At 63.3% G+C, this 23,683-nt stretch carries 27 protein-coding genes; 12 read left to right on the plus strand and 15 right to left on the minus strand.

Annotated elements, in window-relative coordinates; translation table 11 throughout:
* The gene (hisC, locus tag AC07VU_RS00955) at positions 1-1,053 is read left to right on the plus strand and encodes a histidinol-phosphate transaminase (RefSeq protein WP_495029416.1); all 1,053 of its coding nucleotides are present in this window, start codon (positions 1-3) and stop codon (positions 1,051-1,053) included.
* Between the two features lie 53 nt (positions 1,054-1,106).
* On the opposite strand, the gene algW is transcribed toward hisC, so the two are convergent.
* On the minus strand, positions 1,107-2,261 hold the full coding sequence (algW, locus tag AC07VU_RS00960; RefSeq protein ID WP_025806436.1) for a Do family serine endopeptidase AlgW: 1,155 nt from the start codon (positions 2,259-2,261) through the stop codon (positions 1,107-1,109).
* A gap of 102 nt (positions 2,262-2,363) precedes the next feature.
* On the opposite strand from algW, the gene AC07VU_RS00965 reads away from it, so the two are divergent.
* The 3 genes from AC07VU_RS00965 (at position 2,364) to cysN (ending at position 6,155) form a co-directional block, all read left to right on the plus strand.
* Positions 2,364-3,122, plus strand: a complete 759-nt coding sequence (locus AC07VU_RS00965) for a Nif3-like dinuclear metal center hexameric protein (protein ID WP_277587877.1) — start codon at positions 2,364-2,366, stop codon at positions 3,120-3,122.
* A gap of 204 nt (positions 3,123-3,326) precedes the next feature.
* Positions 3,327-4,244 (plus strand): sulfate adenylyltransferase subunit CysD, encoded by a 918-nt coding sequence (gene cysD, locus AC07VU_RS00970; protein ID WP_007929849.1) that lies wholly within the window; start codon positions 3,327-3,329, stop codon positions 4,242-4,244.
* Between the two features lie 12 nt (positions 4,245-4,256).
* Positions 4,257-6,155, plus strand: a complete 1,899-nt coding sequence (gene cysN, locus AC07VU_RS00975; RefSeq protein ID WP_274305555.1) for a sulfate adenylyltransferase subunit CysN — start codon at positions 4,257-4,259, stop codon at positions 6,153-6,155.
* 163 nt (positions 6,156-6,318) lie between these two features.
* On the opposite strand, the gene yihG is transcribed toward cysN, so the two are convergent.
* From yihG to AC07VU_RS00990, 3 genes are all read right to left on the minus strand, one after another.
* Positions 6,319-7,224, minus strand: a complete 906-nt coding sequence (yihG, locus tag AC07VU_RS00980) for a 1-acylglycerol-3-phosphate O-acyltransferase, YihG family (protein ID WP_274305556.1) — start codon at positions 7,222-7,224, stop codon at positions 6,319-6,321.
* Positions 7,225-9,324 (minus strand): phosphate acetyltransferase, encoded by a 2,100-nt coding sequence (pta, locus tag AC07VU_RS00985; protein ID WP_009042204.1) that lies wholly within the window; start codon positions 9,322-9,324, stop codon positions 7,225-7,227. It abuts the gene before it with no gap.
* A 62-nt stretch (positions 9,325-9,386) separates the two neighbouring features.
* Entirely contained in the window at positions 9,387-9,725 is a 339-nt protein-coding gene (locus tag AC07VU_RS00990; protein ID WP_081002212.1) for a DUF3565 domain-containing protein, read from the minus strand.
* On the opposite strand from AC07VU_RS00990, the gene AC07VU_RS00995 reads away from it, so the two are divergent.
* The 3 genes from AC07VU_RS00995 to AC07VU_RS01005 all read left to right on the plus strand — a co-directional run bounded on the left by AC07VU_RS00995 (position 9,694) and on the right by AC07VU_RS01005 (position 12,106).
* On the plus strand, positions 9,694-10,179 hold the full coding sequence (locus AC07VU_RS00995; protein WP_007929845.1) for an FKBP-type peptidyl-prolyl cis-trans isomerase: 486 nt from the start codon (positions 9,694-9,696) through the stop codon (positions 10,177-10,179). The genes AC07VU_RS00990 and AC07VU_RS00995 overlap by 32 nt on opposite strands.
* Before the next feature lie 135 nt (positions 10,180-10,314).
* Entirely contained in the window at positions 10,315-10,797 is a 483-nt protein-coding gene (locus tag AC07VU_RS01000; protein ID WP_009042206.1) for a glutathione peroxidase, read from the plus strand.
* Between the two features lie 205 nt (positions 10,798-11,002).
* Positions 11,003-12,106, plus strand: a complete 1,104-nt coding sequence (locus AC07VU_RS01005; protein ID WP_085529845.1) for an NADH:flavin oxidoreductase — start codon at positions 11,003-11,005, stop codon at positions 12,104-12,106.
* A gap of 84 nt (positions 12,107-12,190) precedes the next feature.
* On the opposite strand, the gene AC07VU_RS01010 is transcribed toward AC07VU_RS01005, so the two are convergent.
* The gene (locus AC07VU_RS01010; protein WP_274305557.1) at positions 12,191-13,390 is read right to left on the minus strand and encodes a glycosyltransferase family 4 protein; all 1,200 of its coding nucleotides are present in this window, start codon (positions 13,388-13,390) and stop codon (positions 12,191-12,193) included.
* A 40-nt stretch (positions 13,391-13,430) separates the two neighbouring features.
* Positions 13,431-14,186 carry a sulfate transporter CysZ gene (cysZ, locus tag AC07VU_RS01015; protein WP_150049055.1) on the minus strand — a complete coding sequence of 252 codons (756 nt, stop codon included), beginning with the start codon at positions 14,184-14,186 and terminating at the stop codon, positions 13,431-13,433.
* Positions 14,187-14,498: 312 nt separating this feature from the next.
* Between cysZ and trxB the strand changes: the two genes are divergently transcribed.
* Positions 14,499-15,455, plus strand: a complete 957-nt coding sequence (gene trxB / locus AC07VU_RS01020; RefSeq protein ID WP_457275644.1) for a thioredoxin-disulfide reductase — start codon at positions 14,499-14,501, stop codon at positions 15,453-15,455.
* 76 nt (positions 15,456-15,531) lie between these two features.
* On the opposite strand, the gene AC07VU_RS01025 is transcribed toward trxB, so the two are convergent.
* From AC07VU_RS01025 to AC07VU_RS01050, 6 genes are all read right to left on the minus strand, one after another.
* Entirely contained in the window at positions 15,532-15,870 is a 339-nt protein-coding gene (locus AC07VU_RS01025; protein WP_053259665.1) for a HopJ type III effector protein, read from the minus strand.
* Entirely contained in the window at positions 15,863-16,159 is a 297-nt protein-coding gene (locus AC07VU_RS01030; RefSeq protein ID WP_007929830.1) for a DUF1244 domain-containing protein, read from the minus strand. Before AC07VU_RS01030 ends, AC07VU_RS01025 begins: the two co-directional genes overlap by 8 nt.
* Positions 16,160-16,196: 37 nt before the next feature.
* The gene (gene folX, locus AC07VU_RS01035; RefSeq protein WP_007929829.1) at positions 16,197-16,568 is read right to left on the minus strand and encodes a dihydroneopterin triphosphate 2'-epimerase; all 372 of its coding nucleotides are present in this window, start codon (positions 16,566-16,568) and stop codon (positions 16,197-16,199) included.
* A gap of 2 nt (positions 16,569-16,570) precedes the next feature.
* The gene (gene folE, locus AC07VU_RS01040; RefSeq protein ID WP_274305560.1) at positions 16,571-17,131 is read right to left on the minus strand and encodes a GTP cyclohydrolase I FolE; all 561 of its coding nucleotides are present in this window, start codon (positions 17,129-17,131) and stop codon (positions 16,571-16,573) included.
* Between the two features lie 21 nt (positions 17,132-17,152).
* The gene (gene folM, locus AC07VU_RS01045; RefSeq protein WP_277587880.1) at positions 17,153-17,863 is read right to left on the minus strand and encodes a dihydromonapterin reductase; all 711 of its coding nucleotides are present in this window, start codon (positions 17,861-17,863) and stop codon (positions 17,153-17,155) included.
* A gap of 161 nt (positions 17,864-18,024) precedes the next feature.
* A complete protein-coding gene (locus AC07VU_RS01050) occupies positions 18,025-18,597 on the minus strand; it encodes an antibiotic biosynthesis monooxygenase (RefSeq protein WP_495029417.1) in 573 nt (190 codons plus the stop codon).
* Positions 18,598-18,809: 212 nt separating this feature from the next.
* Here AC07VU_RS01050 and AC07VU_RS01055 point away from each other — a divergent pair, with 212 nt between their 5' ends.
* Positions 18,810-19,769 carry a MerR family transcriptional regulator gene (locus AC07VU_RS01055; protein WP_007929823.1) on the plus strand — a complete coding sequence of 320 codons (960 nt, stop codon included), beginning with the start codon at positions 18,810-18,812 and terminating at the stop codon, positions 19,767-19,769.
* 31 nt (positions 19,770-19,800) lie between these two features.
* On the opposite strand, the gene AC07VU_RS01060 is transcribed toward AC07VU_RS01055, so the two are convergent.
* Together AC07VU_RS01060 and AC07VU_RS01065 are read right to left on the minus strand one after the other, a co-directional pair.
* On the minus strand, positions 19,801-20,406 hold the full coding sequence (locus tag AC07VU_RS01060) for a hypothetical protein (protein WP_102678622.1): 606 nt from the start codon (positions 20,404-20,406) through the stop codon (positions 19,801-19,803).
* Positions 20,407-20,461: 55 nt separating this feature from the next.
* Positions 20,462-20,935: a PAS domain-containing protein gene (locus tag AC07VU_RS01065; RefSeq protein ID WP_085529851.1), complete on the minus strand. Its 474-nt coding sequence runs from the start codon at positions 20,933-20,935 to the stop codon at positions 20,462-20,464.
* A 156-nt stretch (positions 20,936-21,091) separates the two neighbouring features.
* On the opposite strand from AC07VU_RS01065, the gene AC07VU_RS01070 reads away from it, so the two are divergent.
* Positions 21,092-21,547, plus strand: a complete 456-nt coding sequence (locus AC07VU_RS01070) for a flavodoxin (RefSeq protein ID WP_053259670.1) — start codon at positions 21,092-21,094, stop codon at positions 21,545-21,547.
* On the opposite strand, the gene AC07VU_RS01075 is transcribed toward AC07VU_RS01070, so the two are convergent.
* Complete coding sequence (locus AC07VU_RS01075) at positions 21,528-22,424, minus strand: LysR family transcriptional regulator (RefSeq protein WP_495029418.1); 897 nt, start codon at positions 22,422-22,424, stop codon at positions 21,528-21,530. The two genes, AC07VU_RS01070 and AC07VU_RS01075, sit on opposite strands and share 20 nt — an antisense overlap.
* A gap of 110 nt (positions 22,425-22,534) precedes the next feature.
* On the opposite strand from AC07VU_RS01075, the gene AC07VU_RS01080 reads away from it, so the two are divergent.
* Positions 22,535-22,921, plus strand: a complete 387-nt coding sequence (locus tag AC07VU_RS01080; RefSeq protein WP_007929806.1) for a CidA/LrgA family protein — start codon at positions 22,535-22,537, stop codon at positions 22,919-22,921.
* Positions 22,911-23,597 (plus strand): LrgB family protein, encoded by a 687-nt coding sequence (locus tag AC07VU_RS01085; protein ID WP_277587881.1) that lies wholly within the window; start codon positions 22,911-22,913, stop codon positions 23,595-23,597. Before AC07VU_RS01080 ends, AC07VU_RS01085 begins: the two co-directional genes overlap by 11 nt.
* Positions 23,598-23,683: the final 86 nt, after the last annotated feature.

The raw sequence follows: 23,683 nt of genomic DNA on the forward strand, positions 1-23,683 counted from the left end.
ATGAGTAAATTCTGGAGTCCGTTCGTCAAGGACTTGGTGCCCTACGTGCCGGGCGAACAGCCGAAGCTGACCAAACTGGTCAAGCTCAACACCAACGAAAACCCTTACGGTCCGTCGCCCAAGGCGCTGGCCGCGATGCAGGGCGAACTGAACGACAACCTGCGCTTGTACCCGGACCCCAACAGCGACCTGCTCAAGCAGGCGGTGGCCCGCTATTACGGGGTACAGAGCCACCAGGTGTTCCTCGGCAACGGTTCCGACGAAGTGCTGGCGCACATCTTCCACGGCTTGCTGCAGCACGACCGGCCGCTGCTGTTCCCGGACATCAGCTACAGCTTCTATCCGGTGTATTGCGGCCTGTACGGCATCGACTTCGAGGCGGTGCCGCTGGATGAGCAGTTCCAGATCCGCCCAGCCGATTACGCCAGGCCGAACGGCGGGATCATCTTCCCCAACCCGAACGCGCCGACCGGTTGCCTGCTGGCCCTGGAGGCCGTCGAGCAGATCCTCAAGGCCAGCCCGGACTCGGTCGTGGTGGTGGACGAGGCCTACATCGACTTCGGCGGTGAAACCACCATCAGCCTGGTGGATCGCTATCCGAACCTGCTGGTGACCCAGACCCTGTCCAAGTCCCGTTCGCTGGCTGGCCTGCGGGTCGGCCTGGCGGTGGGGCACCCGGACCTGATCGAGGCGCTGGAGCGGATCAAGAACAGCTTCAACTCCTACCCGCTGGATCGCCTGGCGATCGTTGGCGCCGCGGCGGCGTTCGACGATCGCGAGTACTTCGCCAAGACCTGCCAGCTGGTGATCGACAGCCGCGAGCAGGTGGTGGCGCAGTTGCGCGCCAAGGGCTTTGAAGTGCTGCCGTCGGCGGCCAACTTCATCTTTGCCCGTCATCCACAACACGATGCGGCGGGCCTGGCGGCCAAGCTGCGGGAGCAGGGGGTGATTGTCCGGCACTTCAAGCAGGAGCGGATTGCCCAGTTCCTGCGGATCAGTATCGGCACGCCGGAGCAGAACCAGGCCCTGATCGACGGCCTGGGCGAGCTGTAAGCCCTATCGCCAGCCAGCTCTCTCCTGTTGGAGCGAGCTGGCTCGCGATGCTTTTACTCTTTTTCCTTGACCGGCGCCGGTGGCGGGCGCAGGCCGATTTCGGCGGTGAGCTTGAGCTCCTTGCCGTTGCGCATTACCTGGATGCTGACCTTGTCGCTGGGTTTGATCCGCGCCACTTGGTTCATCGAGCGACGGCCATCGCCGGCCGGTTCGCCATCGATGCTGAGAATCACGTCACCCAACTGCATGCCGGCCTTTTGCGCCGGACCGTCGCGGAATATCCCCGCCACCACGATGCCCGGGCGCCCGGACAAGCCGAATGATTCGGCCAGTTCCTGGGTCAGCGGCTGCACCTCGATACCCAGCCAGCCACGAATCACCTGGCCGTGCTCGATGATCGACTTCATCACCTCCATGGCCAGCTTGATCGGGATGGCGAAGCCGATACCCTGGGAACCGCCGGACTTGGAGAAGATCGCCGTGTTGATCCCGGTCAGGTTGCCGTTGGCATCCACCAGCGCGCCGCCGGAGTTGCCCGGGTTGATCGCCGCGTCGGTCTGGATGAAGTCCTCGTAGTTGTTCAGGCCCAGCTGATTGCGCCCGGTGGCGCTGATGATGCCCATGGTCACGGTCTGGCCGACCCCGAACGGGTTGCCGATGGCCAGGGTCACGTCGCCGATGCGGATGCTGTCGGAGCGCCCGACGGTGATCGAAGGCAGGTTCTTCAGGTCGATCTTGAGGACCGCCAGGTCGGTTTCCGGATCGCTGCCGATCACATGGGCCAGGGTTTCACGACCGTCCTTGAGCGCCACCACAATCTGTTCGGCACCGGAGGTCACGTGGTTGTTGGTCAGCAGATAACCTTCGGGACTCATGATCACCCCGGAACCCAGGCTCGATTCCATGCGCTGCTGCTTGGGCAGGTTGTCGCCGAAGAAGCGGCGGAACTGCGGGTCCTCGAACAACGGGTGCGCCGGTTTGTTGATGACCTTGGTGGTGTACAGGTTGACCACCGCCGGCGCGGCGATCGCCACGGCATCGGCATAGGACACCGGGCCTTGTCGAAGCGCCTTGGTTTGTGGGGCTTGCTGTAGGTTGACGTCCAGGCTGGGCAGGCCGACCCATTGCGGGTAGCGCTGAATTATCAGCAACGCGATAAGCACGCCGGCCAACAGTGGCCAGCCAAAAAAACGCAGAGCCTTGAGCATTGAGCAAGTCCTGAGAGGTTGCAGGCCGCCCGGGACGGCCCATAATGTCGCGCATTATACGAGGCCGCGCGCGCCTCTGAACGGGATATTTAGGAGTCTTTTATGGCCGTTGCCCTGAGCACTCTGGTAGAGGAAGCGGACCGCTACCTGGGCAGTTCGCGAATCGCCGATTACTGCCCCAATGGCCTGCAGGTCGAAGGCCGGCCACAGGTGCTGCGCATCGTCAGCGGCGTCACGGCCAGCCAGGCGTTGCTCGATGCCGCGGTGGAGGCCAATGCCGATCTGGTGCTGGTGCATCACGGCTATTTCTGGAAAGGCGAGAACCCCTGCATCACCGGCATGAAGCAGCGCCGGCTGAAAACCCTGCTCAAGCACGATATCAGCCTGCTGGCCTATCACCTGCCGCTGGACCTGCACCCGGACGTCGGCAACAACGTGCAGCTGGCGCGGCAACTGGATATCACCGTGGAAGGTCCGCTGGACCCGGACAACCTGAAGATCGTCGGGCTGGTCGGCTCCCTTGCCGAGCCCATGACCACGCGGGACTTCGCGCGCAAGGTCCAGGAGGTGATGGGGCGCGAGCCGCTGGTGGTCGAAGGCAGCAAGATGATCCGGCGTGTCGGCTGGTGCACCGGTGGTGGCCAGGGCTACATCGACCAGGCGGTGCTGGCCGGGGTCGATCTGTACCTGAGCGGTGAGGCCTCGGAGCAGACCTTCCACAGCGCCCGGGAAAACGACATCAGTTTCATCGCCGCCGGCCATCACGCCACCGAGCGTTACGGCGTGCAGGCGCTAGGGGATTACCTGGCCCGCCGCTTCGCCCTCGAACACTTGTTCATCGACTGCCCGAACCCTATATAAAGCCTTGTCCTGTAGCCGCTGCTGCGCAGTCGATCGCAGCCTGCGGCAGCGGCTACAGAGAGGCGTAAACACAGCAAACAGGCGGGTATATTCATATACCGTTTCGATCTAGCTGGCGTCCTGATTAGAAGAGGTCGCTGTGCTAGCATGCCCCGCTCGAACACGGCCCGCAGGCCGTCCATAAGAAAGCTTTCGTGAGTAGCCATGGTCGACAAACTGACGCATCTGAAACAGCTGGAGGCGGAAAGCATCCACATCATCCGCGAGGTGGCCGCCGAGTTCGACAACCCGGTGATGCTGTACTCCATCGGTAAAGACTCCGCCGTGATGCTGCACCTGGCGCGCAAGGCGTTCTTCCCGGGCAAGCTGCCGTTTCCGGTGATGCACGTCGACACCCAGTGGAAATTCCAGGAGATGTACAAGTTCCGCGATCGCATGGTCGAAGAGCTGGGCCTGGAACTGATCACCCACGTCAACCCGGAAGGCGTTGCGCAGGGCATCAACCCCTTCACCCACGGCAGTGCCAAGCACACCGACATCATGAAAACCGAGGGCCTCAAGCAGGCGCTGGACAAGTACGGTTTTGATGCGGCGTTCGGCGGTGCCCGGCGCGACGAAGAGAAGTCCCGGGCCAAGGAGCGTGTGTACTCGTTCCGCGACAGCAAGCATCGCTGGGACCCGAAGAACCAGCGCCCCGAGCTGTGGAACGTCTACAACGGCAAGGTCAACAAGGGCGAGTCGATCCGCGTCTTCCCGCTGTCGAACTGGACCGAGCTGGACATCTGGCAATACATCTATCTGGAAGGCATCCCGATCGTGCCGCTGTACTTCGCCGCCGAGCGCGAAGTGATCGAGAAGAACGGCACCCTGATCATGATCGACGACGAGCGCATCCTCGAGCACCTCTCCGACGAGGAGAAGGCCCGCATCGTCAAGAAGAAGGTGCGTTTCCGTACCCTTGGCTGCTACCCGTTGACGGGCGCGGTGGAGTCCGAGGCCGAAAGCCTGACGGACATCATTCAGGAAATGCTCCTGACGCGAACTTCCGAGCGCCAGGGCCGGGTCATCGATCACGATGGCGCCGGTTCCATGGAAGACAAGAAACGTCAGGGCTATTTCTAAGTAGGGTCTAACATGTCGCATCAATCCGAATTGATCAGCGAGGACATCCTCGCCTACCTGGCCCAGCACGAACGCAAAGAACTGCTGCGCTTCTTGACCTGCGGTAACGTCGACGACGGCAAGAGCACCCTGATCGGGCGCCTGCTGCACGATTCGAAGATGATCTACGAAGACCATCTGGAAGCCATTACCCGCGACTCGAAAAAAGTCGGCACCACCGGCGACGATATCGACCTGGCATTGCTGGTCGACGGCCTGCAGGCCGAGCGCGAGCAGGGCATCACCATCGATGTCGCCTACCGCTACTTCTCCACCGCCAAGCGCAAATTCATCATCGCCGACACCCCCGGCCATGAGCAGTACACCCGCAACATGGCCACCGGTGCTTCCACCTGTGACCTGGCGATCATCCTGGTGGATGCCCGCTACGGTGTGCAGACCCAGACCCGTCGCCACAGCTTCATCGCCTCCCTGCTGGGCATCAAGCACATAGTCGTGGCCATCAACAAGATGGACCTCAAGGACTTCGACCAGGGCGTGTTCGAGTCGATCAAGGCCGACTACCTGAAGTTCGCCGAAGGCCTGAAGATGAAGCCCACCAGCCTGCACTTCGTGCCGATGTCGGCCCTCAAGGGCGACAACGTGGTGAACAAGTCCGAGCGCTCGCCGTGGTACACCGGCCAGTCGCTGATGGAAATCCTCGAGACCGTGGAAGTGGCGGGCGACCGCAACTTCAGCGACCTGCGCTTCCCGGTGCAGTACGTGAACCGTCCGAACCTGAACTTCCGTGGTTTCGCCGGGACCCTGGCCAGCGGCATCGTGCACAAGGGCGACGAAGTTGTGGTGCTGCCGTCGGGCAAGAGCAGCCGGGTGAAATCCATCGTCACCTTCGAAGGCGAGCTGGAGCATGCCGGCCCGGGCCAGGCCGTGACCCTGACCATGGAAGACGAGATCGACATCTCCCGTGGCGACCTGCTGGTGCATGCCGACAACGTACCGCCGGTGACCGACAGCTTCGAAGCCATGCTGGTCTGGATGGCCGAAGAGCCGATGCTGCCGGGCAAGAAATACGACATCAAGCGCGCCACCAGCTACGTGCCGGGTTCCATTGCCAGCATCGTCAACAGGGTCGACGTGAACACCCTTGAAGAAGGTCCGGCCAGCGCCCTGCAACTGAACGAGATCGGCAAGGTCAAGATCGCCCTCGACGCGCCGATTGCCCTCGACGGTTACGACAGCAACCGCACCACCGGTGCCTTCATCGTCATCGACCGCTTGACCAACGGCACTGTCGGCGCCGGCATGATCGTCGCCCAGCCTGTGGTGCATGGCAGCAGCACGCACCATGGCAAGCTGGCCCATGTCGCCACCGAGGAGCGTGCCCAGCGCTTCGGCCAGCAACCGGCCACCGTGCTGTTCAGCGGCCTGTCCGGCGCCGGCAAGAGCACCCTGGCCTACGCGGTCGAGCGCAAGCTGTTCGACCTGGGCCGCGCGGTATTCGTCCTCGACGGCCAGAACCTGCGTCACGACCTGAACAAGGGCCTGCCCCAGGATCGCGCCGGGCGTACCGAGAACTGGCGGCGTGCCGCGCACGTGGCGCGCCAGTTCAACGAAGCCGGCCTGCTGACCCTGGCGGCGTTCGTTGCGCCGAGTGCGGAAGGTCGTGAACAGGTCAGGGACCTGATCGGCAAGGAACGTCTGCTGACGGTCTACGTCCAGGCCTCGCCGGCGGCTTGCGCCGAGCGTGATCCGCAGGGCTTGTACGCTGCGGGCGGGGATAACATCCCGGGCGAGTCCTTCCCGTACGACGTGCCGCTGGATGCCGATCTGGTGATCGACACCCAGTCCGTGTCGCTGGAAGAGGGCGTCAAGCAAGTGCTGGAACTGCTGCGCAAGCGTGGCGCGATCTAAGCCTTAGCGGCCACAAAAAAGCCCGCCGTCGAGTGATCGACGGCGGGCTTTTTTGTGGCCTTGAGAAAGCTATCGCGGGCAAGCCTCGCTCCTACACAGGAGCAATACGCTTGCTTCCGTAGGAGCGAGGCTTGCCCGCGATGAGGCCCTTGCAGGCGCCCCTTTATTTACCGGGATACTCCCGATGCATCTGCGCAAGCAATGCATCCTTGTTCTGCCACAGCTGGTTGATCCAGCCCTGGAACTCCAGGCGGTACACACCATCCTGGTCGTAGTTCTTGCCGATGAACTGCGGCGGGATCGGCAGCTCCTCGAAATGCACCACCACCTCGTTGACCTTGCCGCACAGCAGGTCCCAATAACCCGGCTGGCCCGCCGGATAATGAATGGTGACGTTGACGATGGATTCCAGCTGCTCGCCCATGGCGTCCAGCACGAAGGCGATGCCGCCGGCCTTGGGCTTGAGCAGGTAGCGGAACGGCGAGGCCTGTTGCGCGTGCTTGGCCTGGGTGAAGCGTGTGCCTTCGACGAAGTTGAAGATGCCCACCGGGTTGTCGCGGAATTTCGCGCAGGTCTTGCGAGTGGTCTCCAGGTCCTTGCCCTTTTTCTCCGGGTGTTTTTCCAGGTAGGCCTTGGAGTATCGCTTCATGAATGGGAAGCCCAGGGCCCACCAGGCCAGGCCGATCACCGGCACCCAGATCAGCTCCTGCTTGAGGAAGAACTTCAGCGGGCGGATACGCCGGTTGAGCACGTACTGCAGGACCATGATGTCGACCCAGCTCTGGTGGTTGCTGGTGATCAGGTACGAGTGCCGGTAGTCCAGGCTGTCGAGCCCGCTGAGGTGCCAGCGGGTGTGCCCGAGCAGGCTCATCCAGGCCTTGTTGTTGCTGATCCAGGCTTCATGGATGTGGCTCATCAGCCAGTCGGTGAAGCGCTGGGCCGCTGGGAAGGGCAGCAGCAACTTGAAGATCGCCACCACGAACAGCGGGGTGCAGCAGACGATGGTGTTGAGCGCCAACAACAGCGAGGCGATCACGCCTCGCAGCGGTGCAGGTAGAAAATCCAGCATTTACACATCCAGGGGTCGGTTGGCGGCTTGAATCGCGGTCAGGGCGATGGTGTAGACGATGTCGTCGACCTGGGCGCCGCGCGGCAGGTCGTTCACCGGCTTGCGCAGGCCTTGCAGCATCGGCCCGAGGCTGACGCAGTCGGCGCTGCGTTGCACGGCCTTGTGGGTGGTGTTGCCGGTGTTCAGGTCGGGGAACACGAACACCGTGGCCTTGCCCGCGACCAGGCTGTTGGGCGCCAGTTGCTGGGCCACGGCCTCGTTGGCCGCGGCATCGTATTGCAACGGACCGTCGATCAGCAGCGAGCTCTGGGCTTCATGGGCCAGCAAGGTGGCTTCGCGGACTTTCTCCACCTCTTCGCCACTGGCCGATTCGCCGCTGGAGTAGCTGATCATCGCCACCCGCGGGGTGATGCCGAACGCGGCCGCCGAGTCGGCGCTTTGCAGGGCGATCTCGGCCAGCTCGCTGGCGCTCGGGTGCGGGTTCATCACGCAGTCGCCGTAGACCAGCACCTGCTCGGGGAACAGCATGAAAAACACCGACGACACCAGGGTGCAGCCCGGCGCGGTCTTGATCAACTGCAGGGCCGGGCGGATGGTATTGGCGGTGGAGTGGATCAGGCCGGACACCAGGCCATCGACTTCGTCCAGGGCCAGCATCATGGTGCCGATCACTACTGGGTCTTCCAGTTGCTGTTCGGCCATCGGCGCGTTGAGGCTCTTGCTCTTGCGCAGCGCCACCATCGGCTCGACGTAACGCTCGCGGATCTGGTCCGGATCGATGACTTCCAGGCCGGGCGGCAGCTCGATGCCCTGGGCCCGGGCGACCGCCTCGACATCCGCCGGCTTGGCCAGCAGCACGCAACGGGCGATGCCGCGCGCCTGGCAGATCGCCGCGGCCTGCACGGTCAGCGGCTCGCTGCCTTCGGGCAGGACGATGCGCTTGTTGGCTTCCTGGGCGCGCTGGATCAACTGATAGCGGAACACCGCCGGCGACAGGCGCATTTCCCGCGGCGTGCCGCAGCGCTGGTGCAACCACTTGGCGTCCAGGTGGCTGGCGACGAAGTCGGTGATGATCTCCGCGCGCTCGCGGTCATCGATGGGGATTTCCTTGTTCAGGCCGTTCAACTGGTTGGCGGTGTCGTAGGAGCCGGTGCTTACCGACAGCACCGGCAGGCCGGCATTCAAGGCGCCGCGGCACAGCTCCATGATCCGAGGGTCGGGCAGGGTGTCGCTGGTCAGCAGCAACCCGGCCAGGGGCACGCCGTTGATCGCGGCCAGGCTCACGGCGAGGATGATGTCGTCGCGATCGCCGGGCGTCACTACCAATACGCCGGGCTTGAGCAGTTCCACGGTGTTACGCATGGTGCGCGCGCAGATGATGATTTTGGTCATGCGCCGGCTTTCGTAGTCGCCGGCGTTGAGCACCTGGGCGCCCATCAGGTCGGCGACGTCGCGGGTGCGCGGCGCGTTCAGTTCCGGCTGGAAGGGGATGCAGCCGAGCAGGCGGAAGTCGCCGCTGCGCAGCAGGGGCGAGTGCTCTTTCAGGCGGGCGGAAAAGGCTTCCATGCTTTCGTCGGTCCGCACCTTGTTGAGGATCACCCCCAGCACTTTCGGATCGCGCGGGCCGCCGAACAGTTGCGCCTGCAACTCCACGCGACCGGACAGCTCGGTGAGCACTTCGTTTTCCGGGGCGGACACCAGGATCACCTCGGCATCCAGGCTTTTCGCCAGGTGCAGGTTGACCCGCGCGGCATAGCTGGCGCTGCGGGTCGGCACCATGCCTTCGACCACCAGCACGTCCTTGCCGACGGCCGCCTGCTGGTACAGGGTGATGATTTCTTCCAGCAGTTCGTCCAACTGGCCGTCGCCGAGCATCCGTTCGACATGGGCCAGGCCCAGTGGCTGCGGCGGTTTCAGGCCATGGGTGCGGGCCACCAGCTCGGTCGAGCGTTCAGGGCCGGTATCGCCTGGGTGAGGCTGGGCAATGGGTTTGAAGAAGCCGACCTTGAGGCCGGCCCGTTCCAGAGTACGCACCAGCCCGAGGCTGATGGAGGTCAGACCCACACCAAAATCGGTGGGCGCGATAAAAAAAGTTTGCATGCGGATTCTCGACGGGTGCATGGCCACGGTGAGTCGCTTATGTTTACTGCTCTACCGGAAATTCAGGCGCCAAGGTTAGCGCTAACCGAGCCTTGTGCGCACCAACCGCAGGCAAAGGGCTGGCCTATTTTTTCCGCACGCTTGAGCGGATCCAGGATCCAGGCCCGGGATTGCCAGGGCGGCTGGTGGCGCAGGTGCTGGGTGTGGCCACAGGACAGCTCGACGACCCAGTGGCCGTCTTCATCCTGATGAAAGCCGACGATCGTCGAGCCAGGCGTCAGGTTCCGTTTGTCCGGGTTCCGTTCGCTTTCGGGCGATTGCTTCGCTAAACTTGGACGTTCTTCATTCTTATGCAAAAGGTCTCGCCCCATGCTGATCGCCGCCAACAAGGCTGTCTCCATCGACTATACCCTCACCAACGACGCTGGTGAGGTCATCGACAGCTCCGCCGGCGGCGCACCGCTGGTCTACCTGCATGGCGCAGGGAACATTATTCCAGGCCTGGAAAAGGCCCTGGAAGGCAAGAACGTCGGCGACGAGCTGAGCGTTGCCGTTGAGCCGGAAGATGCCTATGGCGAATACGCCGCCGAACTGGTCAGCACCCTGAGCCGCAGCATGTTCGAAGGCGTCGACGAACTGGAGGTGGGCATGCAGTTCCACGCTTCCGCTCCGGACGGCCAGATGCAGATCGTCACCATCCGTGACCTGGACGGCGACGACGTGACTGTCGACGGCAACCACCCGCTGGCCGGCCAGCGCCTGAACTTCAAGGTCAAGGTTGTCGACATCCGTGACGCCAGCCAGGAAGAAATCGCCCATGGCCACGTCCATGGCGAAGGTGGCCATCACCACTGATTTCTGCGCTAAGCTCAAGTCTGACTGGAGAGGCGCCCGAGGGCGCCTTTTTAGTCGGCGGCTTTTATCGCCGGGCAACAGGCGGTACTGTCGAGTGGCTGTTTTCTGCAAGAACACGGGAATTTGGAGTTCGTCATGAGTGCTTTTCACGACCTTAAATTGAAAGCCCTGGATGGTCAGGAGCTACCGCTCGCGCCTTTCAAGGGGCACGTCGTGCTGGTGGTCAACGTCGCCTCCAAGTGTGGTCTGACACCACAATACGCGGCGCTGGAGAACCTCTACCAGCAATACAAGGGCCAGGGGTTCAGCGTGCTGGGCCTGCCGTGTAATCAGTTCGCCGGGCAGGAGCCGGGCTCCGAGCAGGAGATCCAGGAATTCTGCAGCCTCAACTACGGGGTGACCTTTCCGTTGAGCAGCAAGCTGGACGTCAACGGTCCGGAGCGCCATCAGTTGTACCGTCTGCTGGCGGGCGAAGGGGCGGAGTTTCCGGGCGACATCACCTGGAATTTCGAGAAATTCCTGCTGGGCAAGGACGGCCGCGTCCTGGCACGTTTCTCCCCACGCACCGCGCCCGACGATTCGACGGTCATCCAGGCCATCGAAAAAGCCTTGAGCTGAATCTGCACGCCGGGCCCCGCTGCCCGGCCGGTTTTACCGCGCGTTCGCGCACCTTCGCTTTCCTCCGCTTTGGCACCTTAATCACCCCGATCAATAGTGCTGGGCGTTGCCTGGAGCACGGAATATTATCGCCATCATAAGGCCGTCGGTGTACCCGCCCGACTTGCCATTTCCCGCGATTAAGACCGTCAGCCTGGAGTACCGCATGCCCGTTCAAGCCTTGTTCAAACCCTTTCAGCTGGGTGCCCTGGAGCTGTCGACCCGGGTGGTGATGGCGCCGATGACCCGTTCGTTTTCCCCAGGTGGCGTGCCGAACTCGAAAGTCATCGAGTACTACCGTCGTCGCGCCGCGGCCGGGGTCGGCCTGATCATCACCGAAGGCACCACGGTCGGGCACAAGGCCTCCAACGGCTATCCGAACGTTCCGCGCTTTTATGGCGAAGCGGCCCTGGCCGGCTGGAAGAAGGTGGTGGACGCGGTGCACGCCGAAGGCGGCAAGATCGTTCCGCAGCTGTGGCATGTGGGCAATGTGCGCCGCCTGGGCACCGAGCCGGACGCCAGCGTGCCGGGTTACGGCCCATCGGAAAAACTCAAGGACGGCCAGGTGGTGGTCCACGGCATGACCCAGGACGACATCGGCGAAGTGATCGCCGCCTTCGCCCAGGCCGCCAAGGATGCCCAGGACATCGGCATGGACGGCGTGGAGATCCACGGTGCCCACGGCTATCTGGTCGACCAGTTCTTCTGGGAGGGCAGCAACCAGCGTACTGACGAGTACGGTGGCGACCTGGCCCAGCGTTCGCGGTTTGCCATCGAGCTGATCCAGGCCGTGCGCGCCGCGGTGGGCCCTGGCTTTCCGATCATCTTCCGTTTTTCGCAGTGGAAGCAGCAGGACTACAGCGCCCGCCTGGTCCAAACCCCCGAGGCCCTGGGCGAGTTCCTCAAGCCGCTGGCGGACGCTGGCGTGGACATCTTCCACTGCTCCACCCGGCGTTTCTGGGAGCCGGAGTTCGAGGGTTCCGAGCTGAACCTGGCCGGCTGGACCCGTCAGCTCACCGGCAAGCCGACCATCACCGTGGGCAGCGTCGGCCTCGACGGCGAGTTCCTGCAGTTCATGGTCAACACCGACAAGGTGGCGCAGCCGGCGAGCCTGGAAAAGCTCCTGGAGCGTCTGAACAACGACGAATTCGATCTGGTAGCGGTAGGGCGCGCGTTGCTGGTGGACCCGGACTGGGCGCAGAAGGTGCGGGACGGGCGCGAGCAGGACATCCTGCCGTTCAGCCGTGAGGCGTTGATGACGCTGGTCTGAGTGCAGCCGGGAAACGTTATCGCGAGCAAGCTCGCTCCTGCAACGGGCACTGTCTAGGTAGGAGCGAGCTTGCTCGCGATGTTTTCAGGGCAACAACCGCCCCTCAGGCACCACCACTTCTTCCGTGCAAGCGCCGCGCAGCTGGGTTTCAAACTGCTCGATGATCGCCGCCCAGCCCTGGCGGCTGGCGTGCTGGCGGGCATTGAGGCGCACCCGGCGCAAGGTCTCGGGATCTTCCAGCAGCCAGCTGGCGGCATCGCAGAACGCGCATTCGTCCCCGGGCATCGCCAGCACACCGTTGTAGCCATGGCGAATATGCTGGGCCGCCGCGGCCTGGTCGTAGGCCACCACGGCCAGCCCCGAGGCCAGGGCCTCCAGCACCACGTTGCCGAAGGTTTCGGTCAGGCTCGGGAACAGGAACAGATCCCCCGACGCGTAGTGACTGGCCAGCGCTTCGCCGCGTTGCGAGCCGCAGAACACGGCGTCCGGCAACTCCTTCTGCAGGACCGCGCGTTGCGGGCCATCGCCCACCACGATCAATTTCATCGACTGCTGTGGATAAGTGTCCTGCAGCTGAGCGAAGCAGCGTTTGAGCAGGCCCAGGTTCTTCTCCGGCGCCAGGCGGCCAACGTGAATCACCGCGATATCGTCGTTGCCCAGACCCCAGCCTTGGCGTAGTTCGTTGAGGCGCTTGGCCGGGTGGAACAGCTGGCTGTCGACCCCGCGCGACAGCAGCGCCAGGCGTTCGAAGTTGCGCCGCTCCAGCTCCAGGCGCTGGCTGGCGCTGGGCACCAGGGTCAGCTTGGAACGGTTGTGGAACCAGCGCAGGTAGTGGGTCAGCAGGCGGGTCAGCAAACCCAGGCCGTACTGGCTGGAGTACTGCTGGAAGTTAGTGTGGAAACCGCTGACCACGGAGATCCCCAGGCGCCGCGCCGCCCGCAGCGCGGACAGGCCCAGCGGGCCCTCGGTGGCGATGTACAGCACATCCGGGCGATGACGTTTCCAGCGCCGCAACAGCTTGTGCATCGACGACTGGCCCCATTGCAGCCCCGGATAACCCGGCAGCGGCCAGCCACGGCACAGCAGCAGGCCCTCATCGCTGATCCGGCTCTGATCGGCGCCCTGACGTGGGCGGATCAGTTCCACCTGGTGTCCACGGGCGCGCAATCCATCGCACAGGCGGCCAAGGGTATTGGCCACGCCATTGATTTCCGGTGGGAAGGTTTCGGTGATCAGAGTGATATGCAGAGCTGTCGTCATGGCCTCAGTGTCAGCCGAGGCCATGTCGTCATTGTGACGTTGCGATGATGGATTTGTGACCTGCTCAGCGTTGCTGGGTCACCAGGCTTTCCGCGCCGCGCTCACGCACCCAGAACAGCGTCGCTCCGGCCACCGCCGCCGGCATCATCAGGATGTTGACCACCGGGATCAGCAGCACCAGATAGACGATCCCGCCAAAGCTCATGCTCTGCCAGCGCTTTTCCCGCAGCCAGGCGAGCATCTCGTTCCAGCCCAGCTTGTGGTTGTCCGCCGGGTAGTCGATGTACTGGATCGCCATCATCCATACGCCGAACAGCAGCCACAGCGGCGCGGCCACCAGGTTCACCACCGGAATGAAGGACAGGATGAACAGGCCGATGGCCCGCGGCAGGAAATAACCCAGCTTGCGCATTTCCCGGGCCAGGGTGCGCGGGATCATGGCCAGCAGTTCGGCCCAACTGAAGGGCGGGAAATCGTCGGTGCCACGGACCACCACTTCGACTTTCTCCGCGAGAAACCCGTTGAAGGGCGCGGCAATCACGTTGGCCAGCATGGTGAAGGTGAAGAACACCATCAGCAGCACCAGCACCACGAACAGCGGCCAGAGGATGTAGCTGAGAAAGCTCAGCCATTCCGGCAGGGACGGCATCAGGGTGTCGACCCACAGGCTGAACTGGTGGCCGGCGAAATAGATCAATCCGACGAACAGCACCAGGTTGATGGCCAGGGGCAAAAGGACGAACAGACGCAGGCCGGGGCTGAGCACCAGCTTGAGGCCTTCGCGCAGATATTGCGGGCCGGACAGAACGGGGGCGGGCATAAGGAGCTCCGTGCAAGGGGAAAACGCGCCGACCTTACCGGCTTTGCCCCACCGGCGAAAGCGCGGTCGCAAGGTCGACATCAACTGTAACAAAGGCGCCGGTAAATACGCCGATACCGGATAGAGACCTCCTATGAGCTGGATTGTTAAACCGTATTTCCTTAATCTTCGCCCCCTCTATACGCTGCACCCATTATTTTTCGGACGGGCGAACCTGAAGCCTTCCCCAAGTGCTTTCGCCGTCCTTTTTTATTCCAGCCGGCAATCCGGCGTTCCGCGCCAGTGATCCGGGCCGGTCGATAGGAGTGAGTCATGTCTGATGTACGTCATTCGCGTGTGATTATTCTCGGTTCCGGCCCTGCCGGTTACAGCGCCGCGGTCTATGCCGCCCGCGCCAACCTGAAGCCGCTGCTGATTACCGGCATGCAGGCCGGCGGTCAGCTGACCACCACCACCGAAGTCGACAACTGGCCGGGCGACGTCCACGGCCTGACCGGCCCGGCGCTGATGGAGCGCATGCGTGAACACGCCGAGCGTTTCGAGACCGAAATCGTCTTCGATCACATCAATGCCGTGGACTTCGCCGCCAAGCCTTACACCCTGACCGGCGACAGCGCGACCTACACCTGCGACGCCCTGATCATCGCCACCGGCGCCAGCGCCCGTTACCTGGGCCTGCCTTCGGAAGAGGCGTTCATGGGCAAGGGTGTGTCGGCCTGCGCGACCTGCGACGGTTTCTTCTATCGCAACAAGCCAGTGGCCGTGGTCGGTGGCGGCAACACCGCTGTCGAAGAAGCCCTGTACCTGGCCAACATCGCCAGCAAGGTCACCCTGATCCATCGTCGCGATACCTTCCGCGCCGAGAAGATCCTGATCGACAAGCTCAATGCCCGGGTTGCCGAAGGCAAGATCGAACTCAAGCTGAACGCCAACCTGGACGAAGTGCTGGGCGACAACATGGGTGTCACCGGCGCGCGCCTGAAGAACAGCGACGGCAGCTTCGACGAAATCAAGGTCGACGGTGTGTTCATCGCTATTGGCCACACCCCGAACACTTCGCTGTTCGAGGGCCAGCTGGAGCTGAAGGACGGCTACCTGGTCGTGCAGGGCGGCCGTGAAGGCAATGCCACCGCCACCAGCATCGCAGGCATCTTCGCCGCCGGCGACGTGGCCGACCACGTGTACCGCCAGGCCATTACCTCGGCCGGCGCCGGTTGCATGGCCGCCCTGGATACCGAGCGTTACCTGGACGACCTGCAGAACGCTTGATTCTCAGACCGTTGCAATGAAAAAACCGGCCCAGGCCGGTTTTTTTGTATCTGCTTCTTCTGTAGGAGCGAGCGGGTCAGCGGCGCTTGAGTGGCTGCTGCGCAAACTTCACACCCGCCAGGCCATGGGCGATCAGCGCGCGGATATTGCCGTGGTCGCTGCCTTCAGGGGTGGCCAGCACCGAGCGGTAATGCTCACCGAACGCCAACAGCGCTTCTTCGTCGCTCAAGCCTTCCAGCAGGGCCAGGCCCAGGGTCTTGCACGAACCTTCGTTCTGCCCGGCGGCGTTTTCCACGCCACCGTTGTTGAAGGCCTGTGGCTGGTAGTCGTAGCCGGCGGCGATAAAGGCCAGGGTGTCGGCGAAGGCGTGCTCGCCGCTCTTGAGGCTGGCGCGCAGGGTGTTCAGATCAGTCATGGGGTTTTCCTTTGGCGAACGCCGCTTGCTGCTCGGCGCTGGCTTCCTTCTGGTAGAGGTTCTTCCACTCGGCGTAGGGCATGCCATACACCACTTCACGGGCGTCATCGAGGCTGACCTCGATCTGGCGCTCGTCGGCCTCGGCCTTGTACCACTTGGAGAGGCAGTTGCGGCAGAAGCCGGCGAGGTTCATCAGGTCGATGTTCTGCACGTCCTTGCGGCTGTCCAGGTGCGCGACCAGGCGGCGGAAGGCGGCGGCTTCGAGTTCCAGGCGTTGTTGCTCGGTCATGTTCGGCTCTGTGCGATCAAATGTGGCGCGGATGATATCAGCGGCTGGCCGCGAGGGTGATCGACACCGACTCGGCGAAACGCAGGGCGTGGGGTTTGTCGACTTCGACCTCGGCGTACAGCACCGATTCGTTGGCCATGATCAGATCGAGGATTTCCTGGGTCAGGCGCTCGAGCAGGGCAAAGCGGTTGCCCTCCACGTGGGCGATGATCGCCTTGGTGATGGTGCGGTAGTTCAGCGCATGGTCGATGTCGTTGTCGCGTACGGCTTCTTGCGCGGCATACAGGATGGTCAGGTTGATCAGCACATCCTGCTTGTTGAGGATCTCGTCCTCGTTGATTCCGATGAAGGTCCGCAGGCACAGGTCCTTGACCCGGATGCGAGCCATTCCTGGCTGAAGTTGTGGCATTGCTACTTGCTCCGTCCGATCAATTGCAGGAATTCCTGGCGCGTGGTACTCGAATCGCGAAAGGCGCCGAGCATCACCGAAGTGTGCATGGTCGAATTCTGCTTCTCGACTCCGCGCATCATCATGCACATGTGCTGGGCTTCGACGACCACCGCGACGCCGGCGGCCTGGGTTACCCGCTGCACCGCGTCGGCGATTTCCCGCGTCATGTTTTCCTGGATCTGCAGGCGGCGGGCGAACATGTCGACGATCCGGGCGATCTTCGACAGGCCCAGCACCTTGCCGGTGGGAATATAAGCCACATGGGCCTTGCCGATGAAGGGCAGCAGGTGATGTTCGCACAGGGAATAGAGTTCGATGTCGGCGACTATGACCATTTCATCGTTGTCGGAGGCGAACAGCGCGCCATTGACCACCTCGTCCACCGACTGGCTGTAGCCATGACACAGGTACTGCATGGCCTTGGCCGCGCGTTGCGGGGTGTCGAGCAGGCCTTCGCGCTCGGGGTCTTCGCCGAGACCCTTGAGGATCTCGCGGTAGTGCTGGGGCAGGGAAAGCGTCATGCAACGTCCTCGCGGGAAGCCTTACTTGAGGTGCCGCCCGCCGTTGACGGTCAGGGTCGTGCCGGTGACATAAGGGTTGTCGAGCAGATAACGCAGGCTCTGGTAGACCACCTCGCAACCGGGTTCGATGCCCAGGGCGGACTTGGCCAGGGCCTTGGCGCGGTACGCCGCGTCGTCGTCGGGATTGAACATTAACAGAGCCGGGGCGATGCTGTTGACCTTGATCGTCGGGGCATATTTCGCCGCGAAGGACAGGGTCAGGCTGTCGAGGCCGGCCTTGGTGGCGCAATAGGCGATGTGCTTGCTGCTGCCGCGGCGCGTGACGTCGTCGCCGATGTGCACGATGTCGGCGGGGCTGGAGCGCCGTAGCAGGTCGGCGCAATGCAGGTTGATCAGGTAGGGCGCGAGCATGTGCACGCTGAACATGTCGGCGAAGGCCGCGCTTTCCTGGCCGGGCGTTTCCTCCAGCCATTGCGAGGCGTTGTGCACGATCGCCCGCAGGCTGTCGGTGTGCTCGTGCAATTGGCTGATGAAGGCCTGGATCCCGGCTTCGCAGGAGAAGTCAGCGAACAGGGCTATCGCGCCACGCTCGCGCAAGGCCTGCACGCCGGGGCGTTCGGTGCGATAGCTGATGATCACCCGGTGACCGTCTTCCAGCAGGCGCAATGCGCAATGCAGGCCGACACGCTGGCCGGCGCCGGTGATCAGGATCGGGGCAGGGGAAGTAGTCATGAACGGCTCGCGTCGCAGGTAGAGCAAAACTATACCAGCGCGGGGCGGGGTTCGCCCAAGCCGCTGCAGGAGCGAGCGGGCGGTGATCCGACTTGCCCGCGATGATGGCGCCGCGGTCTGTCTGGCAGACCGCGTTATCGTTCATCGCCGGCCAGCCGGTGCTACACGTGGCTCTGTGGGGAAGGTGCTGCCGGCAGCGGACGGGGCGGCGTGCTGTTCAGCCACCCGGACAACAGGCGGGTGGATAGCGGAATGAACCAGTAGACCATCAGCGGCGTCAGGGCCAGGGTGCTGACGAGCACCCGCGGCGCCAGGCTGAGTTCGCCCAGCAACGGGCTGAGGATGAGGTTGAAGATCAGCGACACCGGGAAGAACGCCAGCCAGATGGCCACCGCCTGCTTCCAGCGCGGAGGGCGCTGGCCGGCCGCGCCGAACCAACCGTCGATGCCGCTGACCCGATGTTCATGGGGATGGGCGAACAGGTCGCTGCCGCGGGCCAGCCAGGCGGTGCGCGAGGCGGAGTGCTCCCAGACGTGCAGGGTCTGCTCGTCGGCGAAGCGGAAGATGATCTGGAATTCGTCATCGTCGGGCGGCGGAGCGAGCACGCCGGAGCCGAGATAACCGGGGAAGTCGGTGGCCAATTGTTCGCCTTCGCGCAGCCAGGCGATCAGGTCCTGGTAACGGCCATCGGCGACACGCCGGGCGACCATCAGGGTGACGGGTGAGGTAGACATTATGTATCTCCGTAAACCAATGCGCTGCCTGGGTAAGGCCGTACGCCGGACGCAGCACCGGGGTGTTGGGCTGCGTCGTGAAAGCAAGCAAGGATTATTCCTGATTGTGACAAATACACCAGAGGCAGCGGTCGATTCGCCCTGTGTTGAAGAACTGTCACCGATGGGGAGTAGAATGGCCGTCACTTTATCCATCGGTGTTTTCTGCCCAGATGCCCGTTATTACTGAACTTTCCCGCCCGACACAGCCCCTCGACCAACCCTCGCAGGACGATCTGTTTCCAATCCGGGAAGTTTCACGGTTGACGGGGATCAACCCGGTGACCCTGAGGGCCTGGGAGCGTCGTTATGGATTGATCCAGCCGACGCGCACCGAAAGTGGGCATCGTTTGTATTCGATGCACGATGTCGAGACGGTCCGCGAGATCCTCGGCTGGATCGATCGGGGTGTCGCGGTCAGCAAGGTCGGCAAGATCCTCGCCAAGACCCGGGCCGCCCGCGAGGCGCCGCAGGCCATGCCGGGCGACAGCGCATCGGGCGATTACCTGCAGTGGCAGGGGCAACTCAAGCGGGCGGTCGGCGGCTTCGACGAGCCGCACCTGGAGCGGCTGTACGGCCAGATCTTCTCCAGCTATTCGCTGTCGGTGGTGTTCCAGGACATCCTCATGCCGTTCTGGCGGCAGCTGGCGCAGCACCAGGAACCTTACGGCCACACCAGCGAATGGCTGTTCTTCGATCACTTCCTGCGTTCGCGGGTCTCCCAGCGCCTGCTGTTACAGCGCGGCCAAGCGCTGCGCCCGGTGCTGCTGGCGGCGCTTGCCGGGCAATGCCGGGAACTGGAATTGCTGGTGGCGGCGCTGATGCTGGGCAGTGCCGAGTTGGAAATCCGGGTGTTGGCGCTGGGGCAGCCGTTCGACGAGCTGACCCTGGTCTGCGAGAAGATCAAGCCCCAGGCGCTGGTGCTGTTTTCCAATCACGCGCCGGCGCCGGAGCTGCCTCGACGCTTGAACCGCATGGCGCTGACCCTGGAGTGTCCGCTGATGCTGGCGGGAGATGTCGCCGAGCTGGCCCAGGACAGCCTGAGCGCTTCGCCGGTGGGCTGTCTGGGGAGTGACGGGCGTTTGATGATGCAGCGCCTGCGGCAGTTTCTCAGCGGTACGCTCGATACCTGAACTCATACCCAGGCAGCCAAAAGCTGCGATTTCAGATATGCAGGTTGGGGTGTGCCAGGCGGTGCTGTTGCAGGATGAACTGGCGCAGGCGCTCGGTTTCATCCGTGTCGCTCTGGTTCAACCGATAGGCATAGAAGCCGGCGTCGGTCTGGCGTTCGAGGCGGCCGCGCAGGGCGATGCGCTCGTAGCCCGACGGACTGAACCACTGGGCGAACTGCTTTGGCGCTTTGGCCCGGTTGCGGATTTCCAGCAACACGCTGTTGAACGACACCTCATGCACCCACAGCGCAGTGGGCTGCCCCTTGGCGTTTTCCAAGGCCACCGGCTCCGCCAGCGTCAGGCGCCAGGGACGGACCCTCGGCCCGTCCTCGAAGATGCTCGGCACGCCCAGGCGCAGATGCAGCGCGTGGAACTCGTCTTCCACCAGATGCAGGGGAAAGGTCATCTGCTGGTTTTCAAAGTGCGCCTGAATAGTCACTTGCTCATTGGCCGCCAGGCGGGTGAGCAGGTCGCGGATCTGTGAGCCCCCATTCACCAGCAGGCTCGAGTTCGCATCCCGCATGTTGAGTTGCGGGTTGTGCTGCATGGTCTGAATGAAGTCCAGTTCATCCTGGGTGAGGAGAGCGTCACGGCGCATGATGTTGCTCGAAGGAGAAGGTGACAAAATCATTGGTGATTAAGCGTACTGACAACTAATTCGACATCTTGTTAGAGCCGCTCGTCGCCTGGAAAGCGGCGAGTTCCGCGCGGGTTTCGGCCAGCTCCTTTTCCACCTGCGCCAGCCGTTGCTGGGCCTTGACCTGGACCGTCACATCTTTCTGCACCCCGACAAAATAGGTCAACTGGTCGCTTTCGTTGAACACCGGGGTGATCGACAGTTCGTTCCAGAAGTGACTGCCGTCCTTGCGGTAGTTGCGCAGCACCTGGCGGCAGGGCTGGCCGCTATCCAAGGCCTGGCGAATCAGCGGGATTCCCGGCTGGTCCCGGTCGCCCGACTGGAGAAAGCGGCAATCCTGATACAGCACCTCGTCGGCGCTGTAGCCGGTGAGCCGTTCGAACGCCGGGTTGACGTAGATGATGATGTTGTCTTCGCCTTCCTGTTCGGCCACGACGATCCCGTCGTTGGAGGCGTTGATCACCAGTTGCAGCAGATGGGCGTTGATCATCGGAGGCTTTCCGCAGTCGATCGGCAGATGGCGGCAATTCTAAGACATGGCGCGAAGCTGTCCACTGGCCATTATGGGTAAATCGCGCTACAAGGCTGGATTTTTTCGCGCAACTGTTAATATCCCAGTCTTTTACTCAGCTTCAGGATCAGATTGATGAAAGTCGCCATCCTTTCCGGCTCGGTGTACGGCACGGCTGAAGAAGTCGCCCGGCACGCCGCCAAACTCCTCAATGCCGCAGGTTTCGAGGCCTGGCACAACCCGCGTGCGACCCTGGCGGATGTCCAGGCGTTCGGCCCCGAGGCGTTCCTGGCCGTGACCTCGACCACCGGCATGGGCGAGTTGCCGGACAACCTGCTGCCGCTGTATTCGGCCATTCGCGATCAACTGCCGGCGGCCTGGCGCGGTTTGCCCGGCGCGGTGATCGGCCTGGGCGATTCGAGCTATGGCGACACCTTCTGTGGCGGTGGCGAGCAGATGCGCGAACTGTTCGCCGAGCTGGGCGTGCGTGAAGTGCTGGCAATGCTGCGCCTGGACGCCAGCGAAAGCGTGACCCCGGAAACCGACGCCGAGCCTTGGCTGGCCGAGTTGATCAGCGCTCTGCGCGGCTGACCGGCCGCTCGCGCAAAAGCGCCAGCCAGGCTTGTGCGGCCTTGGACAGATAGGCGCCCTGGCGCCAGATGAAGGCGATGTCCCAGCGCAGGTAGTCGGGCGCTTGCAGCGTCAGGCGTACCACGCCGGGCCGCACCAGGCCGCGCGCCACCACGCTGGGCAACAGCACCACGCCTTGCCCGGCGGCCACCAGGGCGGCGAGAAAGTCCGCCTGGCCGCTGCGGCCACCTTCCTTCGGGGTGAACCCCACCTGCTGACAGGCCTGCAACAGCCGGTCGTTGAGCACGAAACTGCGCTGATAAAGCAGGAACGGCGTGTCCGCCAGTTCCTCCAGGCGCACCTGGGCCTTGATCGCCAGTGGATGATCGGCCGGTAGCAAGGTATCCAGAGGTTCATCGCAGAAAGGCTGGTAAGCGAAGGTCGGGTCCTTGGGCGTCAGGCTGCCGCCGATCTCCAGTTCGCCGTTGAGCACCGCCTGCTCGATGTTCAGGCTGCCGCCTTCAAGCAACTGCACGCTGATGTTCGGGTAGCGCCTGCGGTACTCGGCGAACAGGCCGGCGAACAGTGCGTCGCTGCCCAGCAGGGGCAGGCCCAGACGCAATTCCCCGCGGGCCAACAAGCTCAGGTCGTCAAGCTCGCTGAGCAGCTCATTGCGCAGGCGCAGCATGCCTTCGGCGCGTTGCAGCACCACGCTGCCGGCGGCGGTGAGATGAATGTGCGAGCCCTGGCGATCCAGCAATGGCGTGCCCAGGCTCTGCTCCAGCTGGGCGATCTGCTTGCTCACCGCCGACTGGCTGATATGCAGGGTCTTGGCGGCCTGGGTGAAACCGCCCTGGTGAATCACTTCGACAAAACTGCGCAGTTGTTTGAAGTCCATGTTTTGGGTCCGTGCTCTTGATTCCATTCTGGAATGGCTTCCAGTCTAACAATTCGCTTCGGTGATGGCAGGCGCTTGCCTAAAATGCAGGCCTGCGAGGACCGAATTCCATGAACGCTTCCACCTTGAAACACCTGGGTCGCCTGTTATCCGAACTGGCGGTGTTGCTGGCTATTTATCTGTTCGGCTGCCAGCTGGCCGGGTGGCTGGCGTGGCCGATTCCTGGCGGCGTGATCGGCCTGGCCCTGCTGTTGCTGGCGTTCGCCCTGGGCTGGGTCAAGCCGGCGGCGCTGCAAATGGGCGCGGGCCTGCTGATGGCCGAGATGCTGCTGTTCTTCATTCCGGCGCTGATGAGCCTGCTGGACTACGGCGGCCTGCTGCGCCAGGACGGCTGGCGGATCCTGCTGGTGATTGGCGTCAGTACGCTGATGGTGATGCTGGTCACCGCGTTCACGGTGGAATGGGTGTGCCGCTGGAGAATGCGCCATGACGCTTGAGCCCATGCCGATGTTCTGGCTGCTGCTGACGCTCGCGGCCTATCTGTTCAGCCGCTGGATCTACCGGCGCACCGGGCGCTACCTGCTGTCGCCGCTGATCCTGGTGCCGGCGCTGTTGCTGGCGATCGCCGTGCCGCTGCACACCGCCTATGCCGAATACGCCGCCAATACCCATTGGCTGATGCTGGTGCTGGGGCCGGTCACCGTGGCTTTCGCAGTGCCGATCTGGCAGCAGCGGCAGCTGTTGGTGCGGCATTGGTCGGCCTTGCTCCTGGGCATGCTGGCGGGCAGTGCGGCGTCCATCGCCAGCTCCTTCGGCCTGGCGCGGGTGCTGGCCCTGGACAGCTCGGTGACTATGTCCCTGGTGCCGCGTTCGATCACCACGCCCTTCGCCATGCCGCTGGCCCATGACCTGGGCGGCGTGCCCGAACTGACGGCGGTGTTCGTGATGTTCACCGGGGTGTTCGGCGCCATGCTCGGCGGTGTCCTGCTCAAGTGGCTGCCGCTGCGCAGTGCCCTGGCTCGCGGTGCTTTGTTCGGGGTCGGCGCCCACGGCGCGGGGGTCAGCCGCGCCCATGAAGTCGGCGGCGAAGAGGGCTCGGTGGCTGGGTTGGTGATGGTCCTCACGGGCCTGCTGAACCTGTTCGCCGCCCCTTTATTGGCGTCGTTGCTTTGACGTTTGACCTGTGCCGATTGCAACTAAAATAACCACTGACCCGCTCGGTCAGTAAGCTGGCTGCCAAGGCAACTACCTGAACCCGA

This window comes from Pseudomonas sp. GW821-FHT02B10 (assembly GCF_059421865.1).